The organism is Micromonospora sp. NPDC085948, assembly GCF_040686315.1.
Lineage (GTDB): Bacteria > Actinomycetota > Actinomycetes > Mycobacteriales > Micromonosporaceae > Micromonospora.
In genome coordinates this window covers 103358-118580 of the sequence record NZ_JBFBJW010000003.1, presented here as the reverse complement: position 1 = coordinate 118580, position 15223 = coordinate 103358, and the positions used below count along the sequence as shown (strand labels likewise).

The 15223-nt window shown below is 73.6% G+C and carries 13 protein-coding genes; 11 read left to right on the top strand and 2 right to left on the bottom strand.

Annotated elements, in window-relative coordinates:
• Positions 1 to 36: 36 nt before the first annotated feature.
• The 3 genes from AB0O48_RS10210 (at position 37) to AB0O48_RS10200 (ending at position 3163) form a co-directional block, all read left to right on the top strand.
• Positions 37 to 747, top strand: coding sequence for an MBL fold metallo-hydrolase (locus AB0O48_RS10210; protein WP_357245243.1), 711 nt, complete (start codon positions 37 to 39; stop codon positions 745 to 747).
• Between the two features lie 74 nt (positions 748 to 821).
• Complete coding sequence (hisS, locus tag AB0O48_RS10205; RefSeq protein WP_357245241.1) at positions 822 to 2150, top strand: histidine--tRNA ligase; 1329 nt, start codon at positions 822 to 824, stop codon at positions 2148 to 2150.
• A 71-nt stretch (positions 2151 to 2221) separates the two neighbouring features.
• Entirely contained in the window at positions 2222 to 3163 is a 942-nt protein-coding gene (locus tag AB0O48_RS10200; RefSeq protein ID WP_357245239.1) for an acyl-ACP desaturase, read from the top strand.
• A gap of 97 nt (positions 3164 to 3260) precedes the next feature.
• On the opposite strand, the gene AB0O48_RS10195 is transcribed toward AB0O48_RS10200, so the two are convergent.
• Positions 3261 to 3767 (bottom strand): PaaI family thioesterase, encoded by a 507-nt coding sequence (locus AB0O48_RS10195; protein WP_365064563.1) that lies wholly within the window; start codon positions 3765 to 3767, stop codon positions 3261 to 3263.
• A gap of 55 nt (positions 3768 to 3822) precedes the next feature.
• Here AB0O48_RS10195 and AB0O48_RS10190 point away from each other — a divergent pair, with 55 nt between their 5' ends.
• Both AB0O48_RS10190 and AB0O48_RS10185 read left to right on the top strand, forming a co-directional pair.
• The gene (locus tag AB0O48_RS10190; protein ID WP_365064560.1) at positions 3823 to 4299 is read left to right on the top strand and encodes a helix-turn-helix domain-containing protein; all 477 of its coding nucleotides are present in this window, start codon (positions 3823 to 3825) and stop codon (positions 4297 to 4299) included.
• Between the two features lie 274 nt (positions 4300 to 4573).
• Entirely contained in the window at positions 4574 to 5620 is a 1047-nt protein-coding gene (locus AB0O48_RS10185) for a S1 family peptidase (RefSeq protein ID WP_357245233.1), read from the top strand.
• Positions 5621 to 5695: 75 nt separating this feature from the next.
• Here the strand turns inward: AB0O48_RS10185 and AB0O48_RS10180 are convergent, their stop codons facing one another.
• Positions 5696 to 6406 carry a DUF998 domain-containing protein gene (locus AB0O48_RS10180; protein ID WP_365064556.1) on the bottom strand — a complete coding sequence of 237 codons (711 nt, stop codon included), beginning with the start codon at positions 6404 to 6406 and terminating at the stop codon, positions 5696 to 5698.
• A gap of 154 nt (positions 6407 to 6560) precedes the next feature.
• Between AB0O48_RS10180 and aspS the strand changes: the two genes are divergently transcribed.
• The 6 genes from aspS (at position 6561) to AB0O48_RS10150 (ending at position 13311) form a co-directional block, all read left to right on the top strand.
• Entirely contained in the window at positions 6561 to 8366 is a 1806-nt protein-coding gene (gene aspS / locus AB0O48_RS10175; RefSeq protein ID WP_365064553.1) for an aspartate--tRNA ligase, read from the top strand.
• A gap of 100 nt (positions 8367 to 8466) precedes the next feature.
• Positions 8467 to 9279, top strand: coding sequence for a sugar nucleotide-binding protein (locus tag AB0O48_RS10170; RefSeq protein ID WP_357245228.1), 813 nt, complete (start codon positions 8467 to 8469; stop codon positions 9277 to 9279).
• Between the two features lie 66 nt (positions 9280 to 9345).
• Entirely contained in the window at positions 9346 to 9945 is a 600-nt protein-coding gene (locus tag AB0O48_RS10165; RefSeq protein ID WP_357245226.1) for a helix-turn-helix domain-containing protein, read from the top strand.
• A gap of 115 nt (positions 9946 to 10060) precedes the next feature.
• Positions 10061 to 11344, top strand: a complete 1284-nt coding sequence (locus tag AB0O48_RS10160) for an MFS transporter (protein WP_357569851.1) — start codon at positions 10061 to 10063, stop codon at positions 11342 to 11344.
• 132 nt (positions 11345 to 11476) lie between these two features.
• Positions 11477 to 11698 (top strand): hypothetical protein, encoded by a 222-nt coding sequence (locus tag AB0O48_RS10155; RefSeq protein WP_357245222.1) that lies wholly within the window; start codon positions 11477 to 11479, stop codon positions 11696 to 11698.
• A 74-nt stretch (positions 11699 to 11772) separates the two neighbouring features.
• On the top strand, positions 11773 to 13311 hold the full coding sequence (locus AB0O48_RS10150; RefSeq protein WP_357569850.1) for a replication-associated recombination protein A: 1539 nt from the start codon (positions 11773 to 11775) through the stop codon (positions 13309 to 13311).
• Positions 13312 to 15223 lie beyond the last annotated feature (1912 nt).

The window sequence follows — 15223 nt, the reverse complement described above, 5'->3', positions numbered from 1 at the left end:
GCAGGACGACAGCCGTTCGACGAAAGGACAGCGCCCGTGCTCGTGGCCGGCTTTCCCGCGGACGCCTTCGGCACCAACTGCTACGTGGTTGCCACCGCGCCGGGGGAGCAGTGCGTGGTGGTCGACCCCGGCATCGGGGTGCTCGACCAGCTCGACGCGCTGCTCGCCGAACACCGCCTGCATCCGGCCGCTGTCCTGCTCACCCACGGCCACCTCGACCACACGTTCTCGGTCGCGCCGGTCTGCGGTGCGCGGGGCATCACCGCCTACGTGCACCCCGGCGACCGGGAGATGCTTGCCGACCCGGCCAAGGGCCTCTCCGCCGACCTGACGTCGCTGTTCGGCGGCCGACTGAGCTACACCGAGCCGGATGAGGTGGCCGAGCTGACCGACGGCGCCACCCTCACCCTCGCCGGCCTGGAGATCGCCGTCGACCACGCCCCGGGCCATACCGGCGGGTCGGTGCTGTTCAGGTTGCCCGGCGCGGGCTCGGGCTGGGAGGCGGACGAGATCTGCCTGTCCGGCGACGTCCTCTTCGCCGGGTCGATCGGCCGCACCGACCTGCCGGGCGGGAGCATGCCGGCCATGCTCACCAGCCTGCGCGACAAGATCCTTCCGCTGGCCGACGACACCGTCGTGCTGCCCGGCCACGGCCCCGCCACCACCATCGGCCGCGAGCGCGCCAGCAACCCGTACCTCGTCGAGGTGGCCGGCACGACGCCGGCCGCTCCCACCCGGGGCCTCTAGATCTTTCGTCCGCGCCGCGGCGCGGACCCACGACACCACCGCGCCGCGGGCGCGGCACCGCAAGGAGTACGCCGATGAGCAAGCCCACGCCCATCTCCGGTTTCCCGGAGTGGACCCCCGGTCAGCGGATGATCGAGCAGTTCGTGCTCGACAAGATCCGGGCCACGTTCGAGCTGTACGGCTTCGCGCCGCTGGAGACCCGCGCGGTGGAGCCGCTGGACCAGCTGCTGCGCAAGGGCGAGACCTCGAAGGAGGTCTACGTGATCCGGCGGTTGCACGCCGACGCCGAGGGCGCGGGCGGCGACGACCAGCTCGGCCTGCACTTCGATCTGACCGTGCCGTTCGCCCGCTACGTGCTGGAGAACGCCGGCAAGCTGACCTTCCCGTTCCGTCGCTACCAGATCCAGAAGGTGTGGCGGGGGGAGCGGCCGCAGGAGGGGCGCTACCGGGAGTTCGTCCAGGCCGACATCGACATCGTCGACCGGGACACCCTGGCCCCGCACCACGAGGCGGAGATGCCGCTGGTCATCGGGGACGCGCTGCGGTCGCTGCCGATCCCGCCGGTGACCATCCAGGTCAACAACCGCAAGATCCCCGAGGGCTTCTACCGGGGTATCGGGCTCACCGACCCGGAGGCGGCGCTGCGGGCGATCGACAAGCTCGACAAGATCGGTCCGGCGAAGGTGGCCGAGCTGCTGGCCCAGACCGCCGGGGCGAGCGAGGCGCAGGCCAAGGCGTGCCTGGCGCTGGCCGAGATCTCCGCGCCGGACGCGTCGTTCGCCGACGCCGTGCGGGCGCTCGGGGTGAGTGACCCGCTGCTCGACGAGGGCATCGAGGAGCTGGTCCGGGTGGTGCAGACCGCCGCCGAGCACTCACCCGGCCTCTGCGTCGCGGACCTGCGCATCGCCCGCGGCCTGGACTACTACACGGGCACCGTCTACGAGACCCAGCTGCGCGGCTACGAGCGGTTCGGCTCGATCTGCTCCGGCGGCCGGTACGACAACCTGGCCAGCGCCGGCGCTGTCTCGTACCCCGGGGTGGGTATCTCGATCGGGGTGACCCGGCTGCTCGGGTTGCTGTTCGGCGCGGGGGACCTGTCGGTGTCCCGCTCGGTGCCCACCTGTGTCCTGGTGGCGTTGGCCGACGAGGAGCACCGGCCGGCCAGTGGCCGGATCGCGGCGGCGCTGCGGTCCCGCGGCATCGCCACCGAGGTCTCGCCGAGCGCGGCGAAGTTCGGCAAGCAGATCCGTTACGCCGAGCGGCGCGGCATCCCGTACGTGTGGTTCCCGGGTGCCGACGGAGCGCCGGACGAGGTGAAGGACATCCGTTCGGGTGAGCAGGTCACGGCCGGTGCGGGGGAGTGGATGCCACCCCTGGCGGACCGCAAACCGACGGTCAGCTGAGTCTCACCACTGGCGCTCCTGGCCGCGGGGACCTACGGTAGCGTAAGTTACGCCACCGTAGGGAGCTTCTCGTGACCGTCAGCACCACAGTCAGTCAGACCGCACTGCTCGTCGAGTTGGAGCCGGTGGTTGCCCGCAACCTCGACCGCCACCTCTCGCTCGCCAAGGAGTGGTTCCCGCACGAGTACGTGCCGTGGAGCGAAGGGCGGACCTTCGACGGGCCGCTCGGCGGCGAGGCGTGGTCACCGACCGACTCCACCATCCCGGACGTGGCCCGCACGGCGCTGATCGTGAACCTGCTGACCGAGGACAACCTGCCCTCGTACCACCACGAGATCGCCACCCTGTTCGGCCGGGACGGCGCGTGGGGCACCTGGGTGCACCGGTGGACCGCGGAGGAGGGTCGGCACGGGGTCGCGATCCGCGACTACCTGACCGTCACCCGGGCGGTCGACCCGGTGGCGTTGGAGCGGGCCCGGATGACGCACATGTCGGAGGGCTACACCAACGCCCACGGCGACGAGGTGCTGCACTCGCTGGCGTACGTCTCGTTCCAGGAGTTGGCCACCCGCATCTCGCACCGCAACACCGGCAAGGCCACCGGCGACCCCGCCTGTGAGGCGCTGCTGGCCCGGGTGGCCGCCGACGAGAACCTGCACATGGTCTTCTACCGCAACCTGCTCGCCGCCGCGTTCGAGCTGGCCCCGAGTCAGGCCATGCGGGCCGTCGCCGACGTGGTGGCCGACTTCCAGATGCCGGGCGCCGGCATCGACGGTTTCGCCCGCAAGTCGGTGGCGATCGCCCTGGCGGGCATCTACGACCTGCGCCAGCACCGCGACGAGGTGCTCCAGCCGGTGCTGCGTCAGTGGGACGTCTTCAACGTGACAGGTCTCGACGCCGACGGCGAGGCGGCCCGCGAGCAGCTCGCCGCCCAACTGGACAACCTGGACAAGGCAGCAAACCGCTTCGAGGAAAAGCGCGACGCAAGAGCCGCCCGCCTAGCCCTCCGCTAACCCCCACCCCCCAGACACCCGTGTTGATCAAGAGGTTTGCGTCACCGGGAGCCCGTTTCCTGACGCGAACCTCTTGATCAACCATCCAGGGGCGGGGTCAGGGTTGGGGGAGGAGGAGGCAGGTGCTGGTGGCGTGGGCTGTCAGGCGGCCGTTGGCGTCGGTGATGCGGGCCTCGGCCAGGGCCGTCCGGCGGCCGCTCTGCAGCACCGTGCCCTCGCAGCGCAGCGTGCCGCTCGCGACGGTGACCGGGCGGAGGAACTTCACGTTGAGGTCCAGCGAGGTGTAGCCGACGCCGGCCGGCAGGGTGCTGTGCACGGCGCAGCCCGCGGCCGTGTCCAGCAGTGTCGAGAGGACACCACCGTGGACGGTGCCGAGCGGGTTGTAGTGGAACTCCTGCGGGGTCAGCTCGACGACCACCACGCCCTCGTCGGCCACCATCCGGGTCATGTCGATGAGGTGCATCACCGGTGGTGCGGCCAGCTCGCCGGCGATCATCGCCCGGAGCATGTCGAGGCCACTGCGTCGACCGATCTGAGCGGCGTTGACCGCCGGGTCCGCCCAGGTGAAGGTACGGCTGCGCGCCGGTTCCTGCGTCTGCGTCATGGACGCAGCCTGGCAGCAGGTTGCTGAGTCTGTCAACGAGACCTAGCCTGGTTGGATGCGACCCGCAGCGCTGGACTGGTCGGTGGAGAACTGCACCATCGCCCGTGCCATGGAGATCCTCGGTGAGCGGTGGACCCTTGTGGTGCTCCGCGAGGTGTTCACCGGCGTCCGCCGCTTCGACGACATGCGGGTACGCACCGGCATCCCACGGCAGGTGCTGACCAACCGGCTGACCGGCCTGGTCGAGCAGGGCGTGCTGCGCCGCGAGCCGTACCGGGAGCCGGGGAGCCGGCTGCGCCACGAGTACCTGTTGACGGAGAAGGGCCTGGATCTCTGGCCCGTCCTGGTGGCCGTGCTCGGGTGGGGTGACCGGTACCTTGCCGACGCCGAGGGCTCGCCGCTGACCGTCACTCACCGTGACTGCGGCGCCCTCGTGCACGCCGAGTTGCGCTGCGCCGACGGACACGATGTGGGGCGGGTGCGTGACGTGGTTCCCCGCCCCGGCCCCGGTGCCCGCCGCCGTACGCCCTGACGGGCGGACCCGCGCCGGCCGGTGCCACAAGGCATCGACAACCATGCTCGCCGAGGGCGGGTTGGGTGTGACGGCGGCTGTTCGCCATCGTGTCGGTGGTGTTGCGGAGATGTGGCCGGCTGCGTTCGCTGAATCCGGGCTCAACCAAGCCTTGTCAATGATCTTAAGTATGTGAATACTTCAGTGCACTTGGCCGGTTTCCCCAGATCGGCCGGGTTGCCATCGGGTCAGCCGACCTCGGCGAGACCCGCTCCCCCGCCCAGGAGGTTGTTACATGCGACCCACGAGGTCCACATTCCGCGTTGCGGCCACTGTCGCCGTTTCCGGAAGTCTGGTCGTCGGTGTGCTCATCGGCGCACCCGCCCAGGCCGCACCCGCCGCCTCGCCCGACGCCGCGGCCGCGCTGTCCGCGCAACTCGGCGACCGCTCGGCCGGTTCGTACATCGACGCCAGCGGCAGGTCCGTCGTCACGGTGACCGACGCGGCCGCCGCGAGCGCGGCGAACAAGGCCGGCGCCGCCGTCCGCTACGTCACCCGCGGTGCCGGCGAACTCAACCGGGCCACCGCCGATCTGGAGCGCTCCGCGAAGATCCCGGGCACCGCCTGGTGGAGCGACCCGGTCACCAACCAGGTCGTCGTCTCCGTCGACAGCACCGTCACCGGCGCCAAGCTGGAGCGGGTCAAGGCCGCCGCCGCGCGGGCCAACGGCGCGGTCCGCGTCGAGGCCGAGGCGGGCGTGCTGAGCACCCGGATCTCCGGCGGCCAGGCCATCTACGCAGGCGGGGGCGGGCGCTGCTCGCTCGGCTTCAACGTGCGCAGCGGCAGCACCTACTCCTTCGTGACCGCCGGGCACTGCACCAACATCTCCGCCAACTGGTACTCGAACTCCGCCCAGACCGCCCTCATCGGCACGCGGACCGGCACCAGCTTCCCGGGCAACGACTACGGCATCGTGCGGCACAGCAACTCGGCGAACGCCGCCGGCAACGTCTACCTCTACAACGGCAGCTACCGGGACATCACCGGCGCCGGCAACGCGTCCGTCGGCCAGTCGGTGCAGCGCTCCGGCAGCACCACCGGCCTGCGCGGCGGCACGGTGAACGCGACGAACGCCACCGTCAACTACGCCGAGGGCTCCGTCTCCGGGTTGATCCGCACCAACGTCTGCGCCGAGCCGGGCGACAGCGGCGGCTCGCTGTTCGCCAACACCACGGCCCTGGGCATGACCTCCGGCGGCAGTGGCAACTGCCGCACCGGTGGCACGACCTTCTTCCAGCCCGTCACCGAGGCCCTGAGCCGCTACGGCGTCAGCGTCTTCTGATCCCGTCACCGCCCGCGGGCCGCCGGAGGATTCCGGCGGCCCGCGTCGCGCGTCCGGGCGCCGTCGCGCGCCGGCTCACGCGAGCCGGTCGGGCCGCTGGGTGGGTCGCAGGGGATCCGGGGGTACGACACCCACGGCGGGACCGGTGGGTGTCGCGGCGCCGACGGACCAGGCGAGGTGTGCCCGCCGGGCGGAGACGACCGCCAGCAGCGGCCACAGGGAGACCGCCACCGCCGTGACCCGCTCGGCCAGCCCGGTGCGCGACCCACTCGTCACCTCGAACGCGCACCAGCCGAAGAGCGCGAGCAGCACGAGGGTGGTGCTCAGCCCCACCGCCCGGCGGAACGCCCAGGGCGGCTCCGGTCGGGTGGGGTGCGCGGTGTCATGACCGCGCGGCAGCCGCAGTGCCGAGCCGGCCGGCCAGAGCACCAGGGCGAGGACTGCCACCGTGGCCGCGACGCCGTGGCTGACCGAGCCGCCGACCGGCGGCCGGGGAAACGCGACAAGCGCGATGGTGGCCACCCCACCGATCGCGAGCAGGAACCGGCTGGGCAGTCCGGCCGCGTGCAGGACGGCGGCCACCGACAGGTAGCAGCAGCCGAGCAGCACCAGCGCCACCACCATGATCCAGGCGTCGGTGGCGTCCTGCCCCGCCAGTTCGCTGATGGTGTCCCGGATCGGGTCGTACCCGGCGGGTTGCCGGGCCTCCGCGACGGTCCAACCGGCCACCAGCAGCACGGGCGCCGCCGCCGCCGTGGCGACGGCCCAGTTCGGTACGGGCCGCATTTCGCCACGTTAACCGGCCCGGCTGCCGGGGGAGTCGGGTTCGCCGGTCCACCCCACCAGCGAATCGCGCCGGCCTGCCGGGTGCCCGGAGGCGGGGCGGCCACCCCTGACAGAATGCGGGTGAGGACTGTTCCACGATGAGGAGTTGCCAGCCGTGATCCGTACCCACAATGCCGGAAGCCTGCGCGCCGCGGACGCCGGCTCGACGGTGACGCTCGCCGGGTGGGTGGCCCGCCGGCGCGACCACGGCGGGGTCATCTTCGTCGACCTGCGCGACGGCACCGGCGTCGTCCAGGTGGTCTTCCGCGAGGAGGACGCGCACGCGCTGCGCAACGAGTTCTGCGTGAAGGTCGTCGGCGAGGTGACCCGCCGGCCGGCCGGCAACGAGAACCCGGAGCTGCCCACCGGTGAGGTCGAGGTGACCGTCACCGAGCTGGAGGTGCTCTCCGAGGCCGCGCCGCTGCCGCTGCCGGTGGACGACCAGATCGAGGCCGGCGACGACATCCGGCTCAAGTACCGCTACCTGGACCTGCGTCGCAGCGGGCCGGCGAACGCGCTGCGGTTGCGTTCGCGCGCCAGCCACCTGGCCCGGGGTGTCCTGCACGAGCGGGACTTCCTGGAGATCGAGACGCCGACGCTGACCCGGTCGACGCCCGAGGGCGCCCGCGACTTCCTGGTGCCGGTGCGCCTGCAGCCCGGCAGCTGGTACGCGCTGCCGCAGTCGCCGCAGCTGTTCAAGCAGCTGCTGATGGTCGGCGGCATGGAGCGGTATTACCAGATCGCCCGCTGCTACCGCGACGAGGACTTCCGGGCCGACCGGCAGCCCGAGTTCACCCAGCTCGACATCGAGATGTCCTTCGTCACCGAGGACGACGTGATCGACCTCGGTGAGGCGATCGTCTCGACGCTGTGGAAGGAGCTGGCGGGGCACGAGATCTCCGGGCCGATCCCGCGGATCACCTGGCACGACGCCATGGCCCGGTACGGCTCCGACAAGCCGGACCTGCGCTACGGCGTCGAGCTGACCGAGCTGACCGACTACCTGCGCGGCACCGCGTTCCGGGTGTTCGCCGGGGCGATCGACGCGGGCGGTTACGTCGGCGCGGTCGTGATGCCGGGTGGCGCGGCGCAGAGCCGCAAGGAGCTGGACGGCTGGCAGGACTGGGCCAAGGCGCGTGGCGCGCGCGGCCTGGCGTACGTGGTGCTGGACGCCGAGACCGGCGAGGCGCGCGGCCCGGTGGCGAAGAACCTCTCCGCCGAGCACCTGGGCGGGCTCGCCGACGCGGTCGGCGCCAAGCCGGGCGACGCGATCTTCTTCGCCGCCAGCGCCACCACTCGGGAGGCGCAGGAGCTGCTTGGCGCGGCCCGCGTCGAGATCGCCAAGCGGTCCGGTCTGATCGACGAGAGCGCCTGGGCGTTCTGCTGGGTGGTCGACGCGCCGATGTTCGAGCGCACGGACGAGGGCGGTTGGACGGCCGTGCACCACCCGTTCACCTCGCCGAACTCGGAGTGGGTCGACCGGTTCGAGGAGGCTCCGGACCGGGCCCTGGCGTACGCGTACGACATCGTCTGCAACGGCAACGAGATCGGCGGCGGATCGATCCGTATCCACCGGGGTGACGTGCAGAAGCGGGTCTTCGACCTGCTCGGCATCACGCCCGAGGAGGCGCAGGACAAGTTCGGCTTCCTGCTGGAGGCGTTCAAGTACGGCGCACCGCCGCACGGCGGCATCGCCTTCGGCTGGGACCGGGTCTGCATGCTGCTCGCCGGCGCGGACTCGATCCGCGAGGTGATCGCGTTCCCGAAGACCCGGGGCGGCTTCGACCCGCTGACCAGTGCCCCCACCCCGATCACCGCCCAGCAGCGCACCGAGGCCGGCATCGACGCCAAGCCCAAGCCCTCCGCAACAGCCCACACGGGTACGGCCGGCCCCGCGGCCCCGGTAGCCGACCCGGTCTAACCGCACCCCCGCCCCCGCTTGGTTGATCAAGAGGTTTGCGTCATCATCGCCCCGCGAGATGACGCAAACCTCTTGATCATCGCTGGGGGAGTGGGCTGGCATGCGGGTGCTTGTGGTCGGGGGCAGTGGGTTTCTGGGTTCCGAGGTGTGTCGGCGGGGCGTTCGCGCCGGGCTCGCTGTGGTCGGGACCTTCCACTCCGGTGAGCTCGCGGTGCCGGGCGTGCACGCGCGGCGGCTGGACGTGACGGACCGGTCCGCCGTGCGCGCGCTTGTCGCGCAGGTGCGACCGGACGCCGTGGTCGGGACCCCCTACCGGTACGACGACTGGGCGGTCACCGCCGACGGCGCCGCGAACGTGGCGGTCGCCGCCGCCGAGGTGGGCGCCCGACTGGTGCACGTGTCGAGTGACGCGCTGCACGCCGGCCGTCCCATGCCGTACGCCGACGACGACCCACCCACCCCGGTGCACGCCTACGGAGCGGCGAAGGCCGCGGCCGAGACCGCCGTGCGGGCGATCGACCCCGGTGCGGCCCTGGTGCGTACCTCCCTGATCCTGGGGGAGGGCAGCAAGCAGATCCAGCTCTGCCGGGACGCGCTCGCCGGCCGGGCGGCGCTGTTCACCGACGAGTCCCGCTGCCCGATCGATGTCACCGACCTGGCCGACGCCGTGCTGGAGTTGGTCGCCTCCTCGTACACGGGTCTGCTCAACGTCGCCGGCCCGGACGCCGTCAGCCGCGCCGACCTGGGCCTGCTGGTCGCGACGCGGTTCGGTCTGGACGCGGCCGGGCTGACAACCACCACCGGGGCCGCCGCCGGCCTGTCCCGCCCCCTCGACGTACGCCTCGATTCCGCCCGCGCCGCCGGCCTGCTGCGCACGCGACTGCGGGGAGTGCGCGAACTTCTCGCGCCCTGAGCAGGCTTGCACACATGTCATGCACAACTATTGTGCACAAGACTTGTGCAGAGATAGTGTGCAGGAATGGAGAGTCCTTCACCCGACCGGCCGGTCGAGCAGCGCCGCGTCCATCTGGACGGCCGACAGGTTCGCACGCTTGCCCACCCCCTGCGGATGCGGCTGCTCGGCTCGCTGCGGGTCGACGGCCCGGCGACCGCGACCGCGTTGGCCGAGCGGTTGAGCACCAACACCGGTGCCACGAGTTACCACCTGCGCCAGCTCGCCGACGTCGGGCTGGTGACCGAGGACCCCGACCGGGGCACCAGCCGGCAGCGATGGTGGCAGGCCGCACACGACGTCAGCGACTTCGAGCCCACCGACTTCGACGACGATCCGGACGCCCGTGCCGCCGTGCAGTGGATCCAGGGCGACCAGGTACGGGTGATGGCCGAGCTGGCCGAGCGGTGGATGGCCGTCGAGCACCACCAGTCCCGTGACTGGCGTGACGCCGCCGGCATGAGCGACCTGGTGCTGCCGCTGGACCCGACCCGGCTGCGGGCCCTCAGTGCCGACCTGTGGGCGGTGCTGATGCGCTACCGCGAGGAGGCGGTCACCGAGGCGTCGGACGCCAAGCCGGTGCACGTGTTCCTGGCCGGCTTCCCCCGGTTGGACGATCGCTGGTGAGCGCGAGGAGTGAGCCGGTGTTGCGAGCCCCGCAGTCGCGAACGAACGGTGGCCTGGTGAGCGCGAGGAGTGAGCCGGTGTTGCGAGCCCCGCAGTCGCGAAGTGAGGTGTCCTCGTGAGCGCGCTGACCGTACGCCAGGTCCGGTTCCGCTACCTCACGCTCTACGGTCTGCGCTGGTTGCCCACGGGTCTGATCATCCCGGTCATGATCCTGCTGATGCAGGAGCGCGGCCTGTCGCTGCCGCAGATCGGCCTGGTCTTCAGCGCGCAGGGTTTGCTGGTGCTCGCGCTGGAGCTGCCCACCGGCGGGCTGGCCGACGCCCTCGGCCGCCGACCGGTGCTCGTCGTGGCCGGGGCGCTCAGCCTCGTCTCGCTGGCGCTGTTCGCGGTGGCCGACTCGTTCTGGGTGTTCTTCCTGGTCTATGCGGTGCAGGGGATCTACCGGGCACTCGACAGTGGGCCGTTGGAGTCCTGGTACGTCGACGCCACACTGGCCGCGGACCCGGATGCCGAGTATGAGCGGGGCCTGGGCTACGCCGGCACCGTCAGCGGCGGGGCGATCGGTGCTGGCGCGCTGCTCAGTGGCGGCCTGGTCGCACTGGGTTCGATCGGGCGGGTCAGCGCGCTCACCGTGCCCGTGCTGGCCGCGATCATCGCGCAGGCGGTGTCGCTTGTCGCGCTGCTCGTCCTGCTGGTCGAGCAGCGACCGGCCAGCGGGTTCGCGTCCCTGCGGGCCTCGGTGGTCCAGGCGCCCCGGATGATCGGCCAGGCGATCGGGCTGCTGCGCCGTTCCCGGGTGCTGCTGGCGCTGGTGCTGGTGGAGCTGTTCTGGGGCTTCGGCATGGTCACCTTTGAGTCGCTGCTGCCGGTCCGGCTCGCCGAGGTGATCGGTGACCCGGAACGCGCCGCCGCGCTGCTCGGGCCGGCCAACTCGGCGGCCTGGCTGGCCTCGGCCGCCGGCGCGGCGCTGACCCCGTTGCTGCTGCGCTGGTTCGGGGCTGCTCCGGGAGCGGCGCTGCTGCGCATCCTGCAGGGCGTCACGGTGGTCGGGATGGGGCTGTTCGCCGGGCCGGTCGGGGTGCTGGTGGCCTACCTGGCCTGCTACGCCGTGCACGGCGCGTCCAACCCGCTGCACAGCGGCCTGTTGCACCGGCAGGTCGACGGCCCGTACCGGACCAGCGTTCTCTCGCTGAACTCGATGATGGCGCAACCCGGCTTCGCCCTCGGCGGGGTGATCCTGACCGCGATCGCCGCCGCCGTCAGCGTCAGCACCGCGATGGTGGTCGGCGCGGTGGTGCTCGCCGTCGCCGCGCCGCTCTACCTGCCCGCCTGGCTGGCCGGCCGTCGGGTCGCGACGCCCGTCGAGCCGACCGCGGTGCCCGTGTCGGCGCAACGGTAGGAGGGCACGGACCCGGGCGGCGGTCCACCCGGTCCGGAGGTGGACACCCCAGATCCACGGTGGAGATTGGCGAGTCGACCGATTGGGTACATCACGCGCCGACCTACTGGGAACCCCCACCGGAGGACCGACATGCTCGCCATCCTGGCCGCCATCGTCTTTGGCTTTGCCCTGCTGATCGATCTGCTCGACACCGACTTCGGCGCACCCGACCTGTTCAACTGGAACACCCTCGTGCTCCTCGGTCTGTTCCTGCTCGCGCTCTACCTGGGCGGCGTGGGCAGCGGCCCGCGCGGTGGCGGCGGTGGCGGCGGCGGTCGCTGGTACCGGGGCCGTCGCCCCGGCCGTGGCTGACCGGAACCGATCACCGGGGCCGGGCCCACGGCGCGATTCTGGCCTCGTGGGCCCGGCCCGGTACTGTCTTCGTGATGGAGTCCGACGCCCTCTTCTCCCTCGGTGAACCCGCCGGGTCGCGCAGCGCGCCCGACGGTCCCGCCGGTGTCGACGGCTTCACCGCGGTGGCCGACGACTCGCCCCTGCCCGTCCGGATGCGCCCGGTGACTCTCGACGAGTTGATCGGCCAGGACCACCTGCTCGCCCCCGGCGCCCCACTGCGGCAACTGGTCTCCGGCGGCGCCCCGATGTCGGTGATCCTCTGGGGTCCACCGGGCAGCGGCAAGACCACCATCGCGCACCTGGTGGCCGGGGCGACCGACCGGCGCTTCGTCGCCATGTCGGCGCTCTCCGCCGGCGTCAAGGACGTCCGGGCGGTGATCGAGGCGGCCCGCCGCCAGCGCCGCTCGGGTGGCCCGCAGACCGTGCTCTTCATCGACGAGGTGCACCGGTTCAGCAAGACCCAGCAGGATTCGCTGCTCGCCGCGGTCGAGGACCGCACTGTCACGTTGCTGGCGGCGACCACCGAAAATCCGTACTTCTCGGTCATCTCGCCGTTGCTGTCGCGGTGCGTGCTGCTCACCCTGCAACCGCTCGACGACGAGGCGGTGCGGGGCCTGCTGCGCCGCGCGGTCGCCGACAAGCGTGGCCTGGGCGGCGTGCTCACCCTGGCCCCGGAGGCCGAGGACCACCTGGTCCGACTCGCCGCCGGTGACGTCCGCAAGGCACTCACCGCGCTGGAGGCGGCGGCGGCCTCCGCCACGGCGCTGGGCGGCGGGCGGATCGACCTCGCCACCGCCGAGCAGGCCGTCGACGTCGCGGCGGTGCGCTACGACCGCGACGGCGACGCCCACTACGACGTGGTCAGCGCCTTCATCAAGAGCATGCGCGGCTCGGACGTGGACGCCGCCGTGCACTGGCTGGCCCGCATGCTGGTCGCCGGTGAGGACGCCCGGTTCATCGCCCGCCGCCTGGTCATCTTCGCCAGCGAGGACGTGGGCATGGCCGACCCCGGCGCGCTGAGCGTCGCCACCGCCGCCGCCCACGCCGTCGAGTACGTGGGGCTGCCCGAGGCGCAGCTCAACCTGGCCCAGGCGGTGATCCACCTGGCCACCGCCCCCAAGTCCAACTCGGCCACCACCGCCATCGGTGCCGCGATCGCCGACGTCCGGGCCGGTCGGGGAGGCCCCGTGCCGCGCGGGCTGCGCGACGCGCACTATGCCGGCGCTCGCGGCCTGGGCCACGGCACGGGCTACCGCTATCCGCACGACGACCAGCGCGGCGTGGTCACCCAGCAGTACGTGCCGGACGACCTGGTCGGCACCGACTACTACCAGCCCAGCCCGCACGGCGCGGAACGGTCGGTGGCCAACCGGCTGCCGGTGCTGCGCCGGATCGTGCGTGGCCTGCCGGCCCCGGCCACCCGTCCGGACACTCCGACAGCCGAGCCGCCGGTAACGACGCGGACCGCGTCCGCGCTTCCTGGTGAGAACGGCCGCCCGACGACGGGCACGGGCACCTCCGGCACGACGCAGGACAGCGGCGCTGACGCCGCAGGAGAGGGTCAACAGTGAGATCGCGTGGTGGGGACCGCCCGGACGAGGGCCCGGACGAACGGCGCGATCCCCGCGCCAAGACGCGCCGGTGGGGTCGAGGCCGGGCGGCCGAGGCCGAGCCGGAGGAGCCGGTCGCCGGCGAGGAGTTCGGCTGGATCGACGACCTCCGCTCGGCCAAGCAGCAACGCGGTGAACTGGGTCCGGACGGCGCGCCGGCCGAACCCCACCGCCCCCACGGTGGTCCGCCGGTGGAGCCCGCCGGGCCGCGCGGGGGTCCGCCGGCCGAACCCGCCGGGCCGCGGACGGGTGCGCCGGCCGAACCCACCGGGCCGCGGACGGGTGCGCCGGTAGAGTCCGCCAGGCCGCGGACGGGAGCGCCGGCCGAGCCGGCCCGTGCGCGCGGGCCGGTGCCGCCGGCGGCCGCGGTGCCGCCTGCCCCGAGCCAGAGCGGCCCGGGTGCCGCCGCCCGTCGACCGGTCGACACCCCCTGGCCGGGGGACGTGCCGCCGGCGGGCCGCCGCCCGGATGACCGCCCACCTCCCGCCGGCCCCGCTGCCCCCGGCCCGGGCCAGCCCGCGCGTCGCGGCGTACGGCCGGCACCCGGTGCCCGTGCCGCCGTACCGCCGGCGCCCCCGGCCGCCCGCCCGGTCGGCGGCGACCCGGCCGGCCCGCCGGCGCCTCGCGCCACACCCGACGCGCCCGGCGGCCCGGCCCGGCCCCGCCCGGCAACGGCTCCCCCCGGCCCACCCACCTCGGGCGCCCCGACCGGTCGTCGTCCGGACGCCGCCGTTCCGCCGGGCCGTCGTCCGGACGCCGCCGTGGCCGGCGGTCACCCGGACGCGATGCCGCCCCTGCGCCGCCCGGACGCCGGCCCACCGGGTCGCCGACCTGGTCCGGAGCCCACCGAGCCCGGTCGTGCACTGCCACCGGCCGAGGGAACACCGGCCGGTCGGCGCGCCGGAGCGGCACCCGACCCGGCGCGGGCCGCCGGACCAGCCGCCGGCACGGCGCGCCTCGCCGGCGCGCCGGCCGCGCCACCGGCCGCGGACGGCCTACGACCCGACCCCGCCATCGACCGCGACCCGCGTACCGCGCGGCGTCGCCCAGGCCCGGTCGACCCGGGGGCTCCGGAGCCCACCGACCGTCGTCCCGACGAGCGTTCCCGTCCGGCCGCCGGCCGCCGCCGTGCCGCCGAACCCGACGAGCCCGCGGTGCCGCGCACGGGCAACGCCCCGCCGGTGCCGGCGGCCTCCGGCGCGCACAGCGGTGCCACGCCCACCATCGGACCGGCCGACGGCACCGGTCGTCGCCGGGCCGTCCCCGCTGAGCCGGAGCGTCGGACGCCGGCCGGCGGCGAACCCCGGGCGGACCGCCCCGAACGGCCCGCCGACTGGCTGCGCCAGGCCGGCCGCCTGCCGCACACCGACCCCGGCCTGCCCGTGGTCAACCGCCGCGGCGGCACCCCGCCGGCCGCGGGTCGCGGTCCCGCGCCGGCCGGCGGTGCGGGTGACCTCGTCGACCACGCGTCCGGTCGCCTCGGCGTGCCCGACCCGGCCGCGGAGCGCACCGCCGCCCGCCGGCCCGCCGGCCCGCCGGCCGACCCCGGTGCGGACCCTCCGACCGGTCGTCGTGCCGCCCGACCCGACGCGCCAGGAACCACAGGTGAGCAGGCTCCGCCCCCTGCGTCGGCGTCCGGCGACCGCCCGGCCCGTGGCCGGGGCGCTGCGGCGTCCGTTCCGGACCGCACCGGCGGGCGGGCCCGCCCGGTGGGCGCGCCCGGCCCGGACGCGACTCCCACGCCGGATCCGACCGGCCGACGACGCCGGCCGGGCGCCGAGCCCGGCCCGGACGGTCCAGGGCGACCCGGCCCGGCCAACGACCGCGGCGACGCCCCCTACGCCGGTGGACGACCCGCGCCCGGCGCCGGTCC

Bases quoted from the DNA above. Each gene is read 5' to 3' on its own strand.
- hisS (WP_357245241.1), top strand. From the start codon at position 822: ATGAGCAAGCCCACGCCCATCTCCGGTTTCCCGGAGTGGACCCCCGGT.
- AB0O48_RS10195 (WP_365064563.1), bottom strand. From the start codon at position 3,767: ATGACGCAGACGCAGGAACCGGCGCGCAGCCGTACCTTCACCTGGGCG.
- AB0O48_RS10190 (WP_365064560.1), top strand. From the start codon at position 3,823: ATGCGACCCGCAGCGCTGGACTGGTCGGTGGAGAACTGCACCATCGCC.
- AB0O48_RS10185 (WP_357245233.1), top strand. From the start codon at position 4,574: ATGCGACCCACGAGGTCCACATTCCGCGTTGCGGCCACTGTCGCCGTT.
- AB0O48_RS10180 (WP_365064556.1), bottom strand. From the start codon at position 6,406: ATGCGGCCCGTACCGAACTGGGCCGTCGCCACGGCGGCGGCGGCGCCC.
- AB0O48_RS10170 (WP_357245228.1), top strand. From the start codon at position 8,467: ATGCGGGTGCTTGTGGTCGGGGGCAGTGGGTTTCTGGGTTCCGAGGTG.
- AB0O48_RS10165 (WP_357245226.1), top strand. From the start codon at position 9,346: ATGGAGAGTCCTTCACCCGACCGGCCGGTCGAGCAGCGCCGCGTCCAT.
- AB0O48_RS10155 (WP_357245222.1), top strand. From the start codon at position 11,477: ATGCTCGCCATCCTGGCCGCCATCGTCTTTGGCTTTGCCCTGCTGATC.
- AB0O48_RS10150 (WP_357569850.1), top strand. From the start codon at position 11,773: ATGGAGTCCGACGCCCTCTTCTCCCTCGGTGAACCCGCCGGGTCGCGC.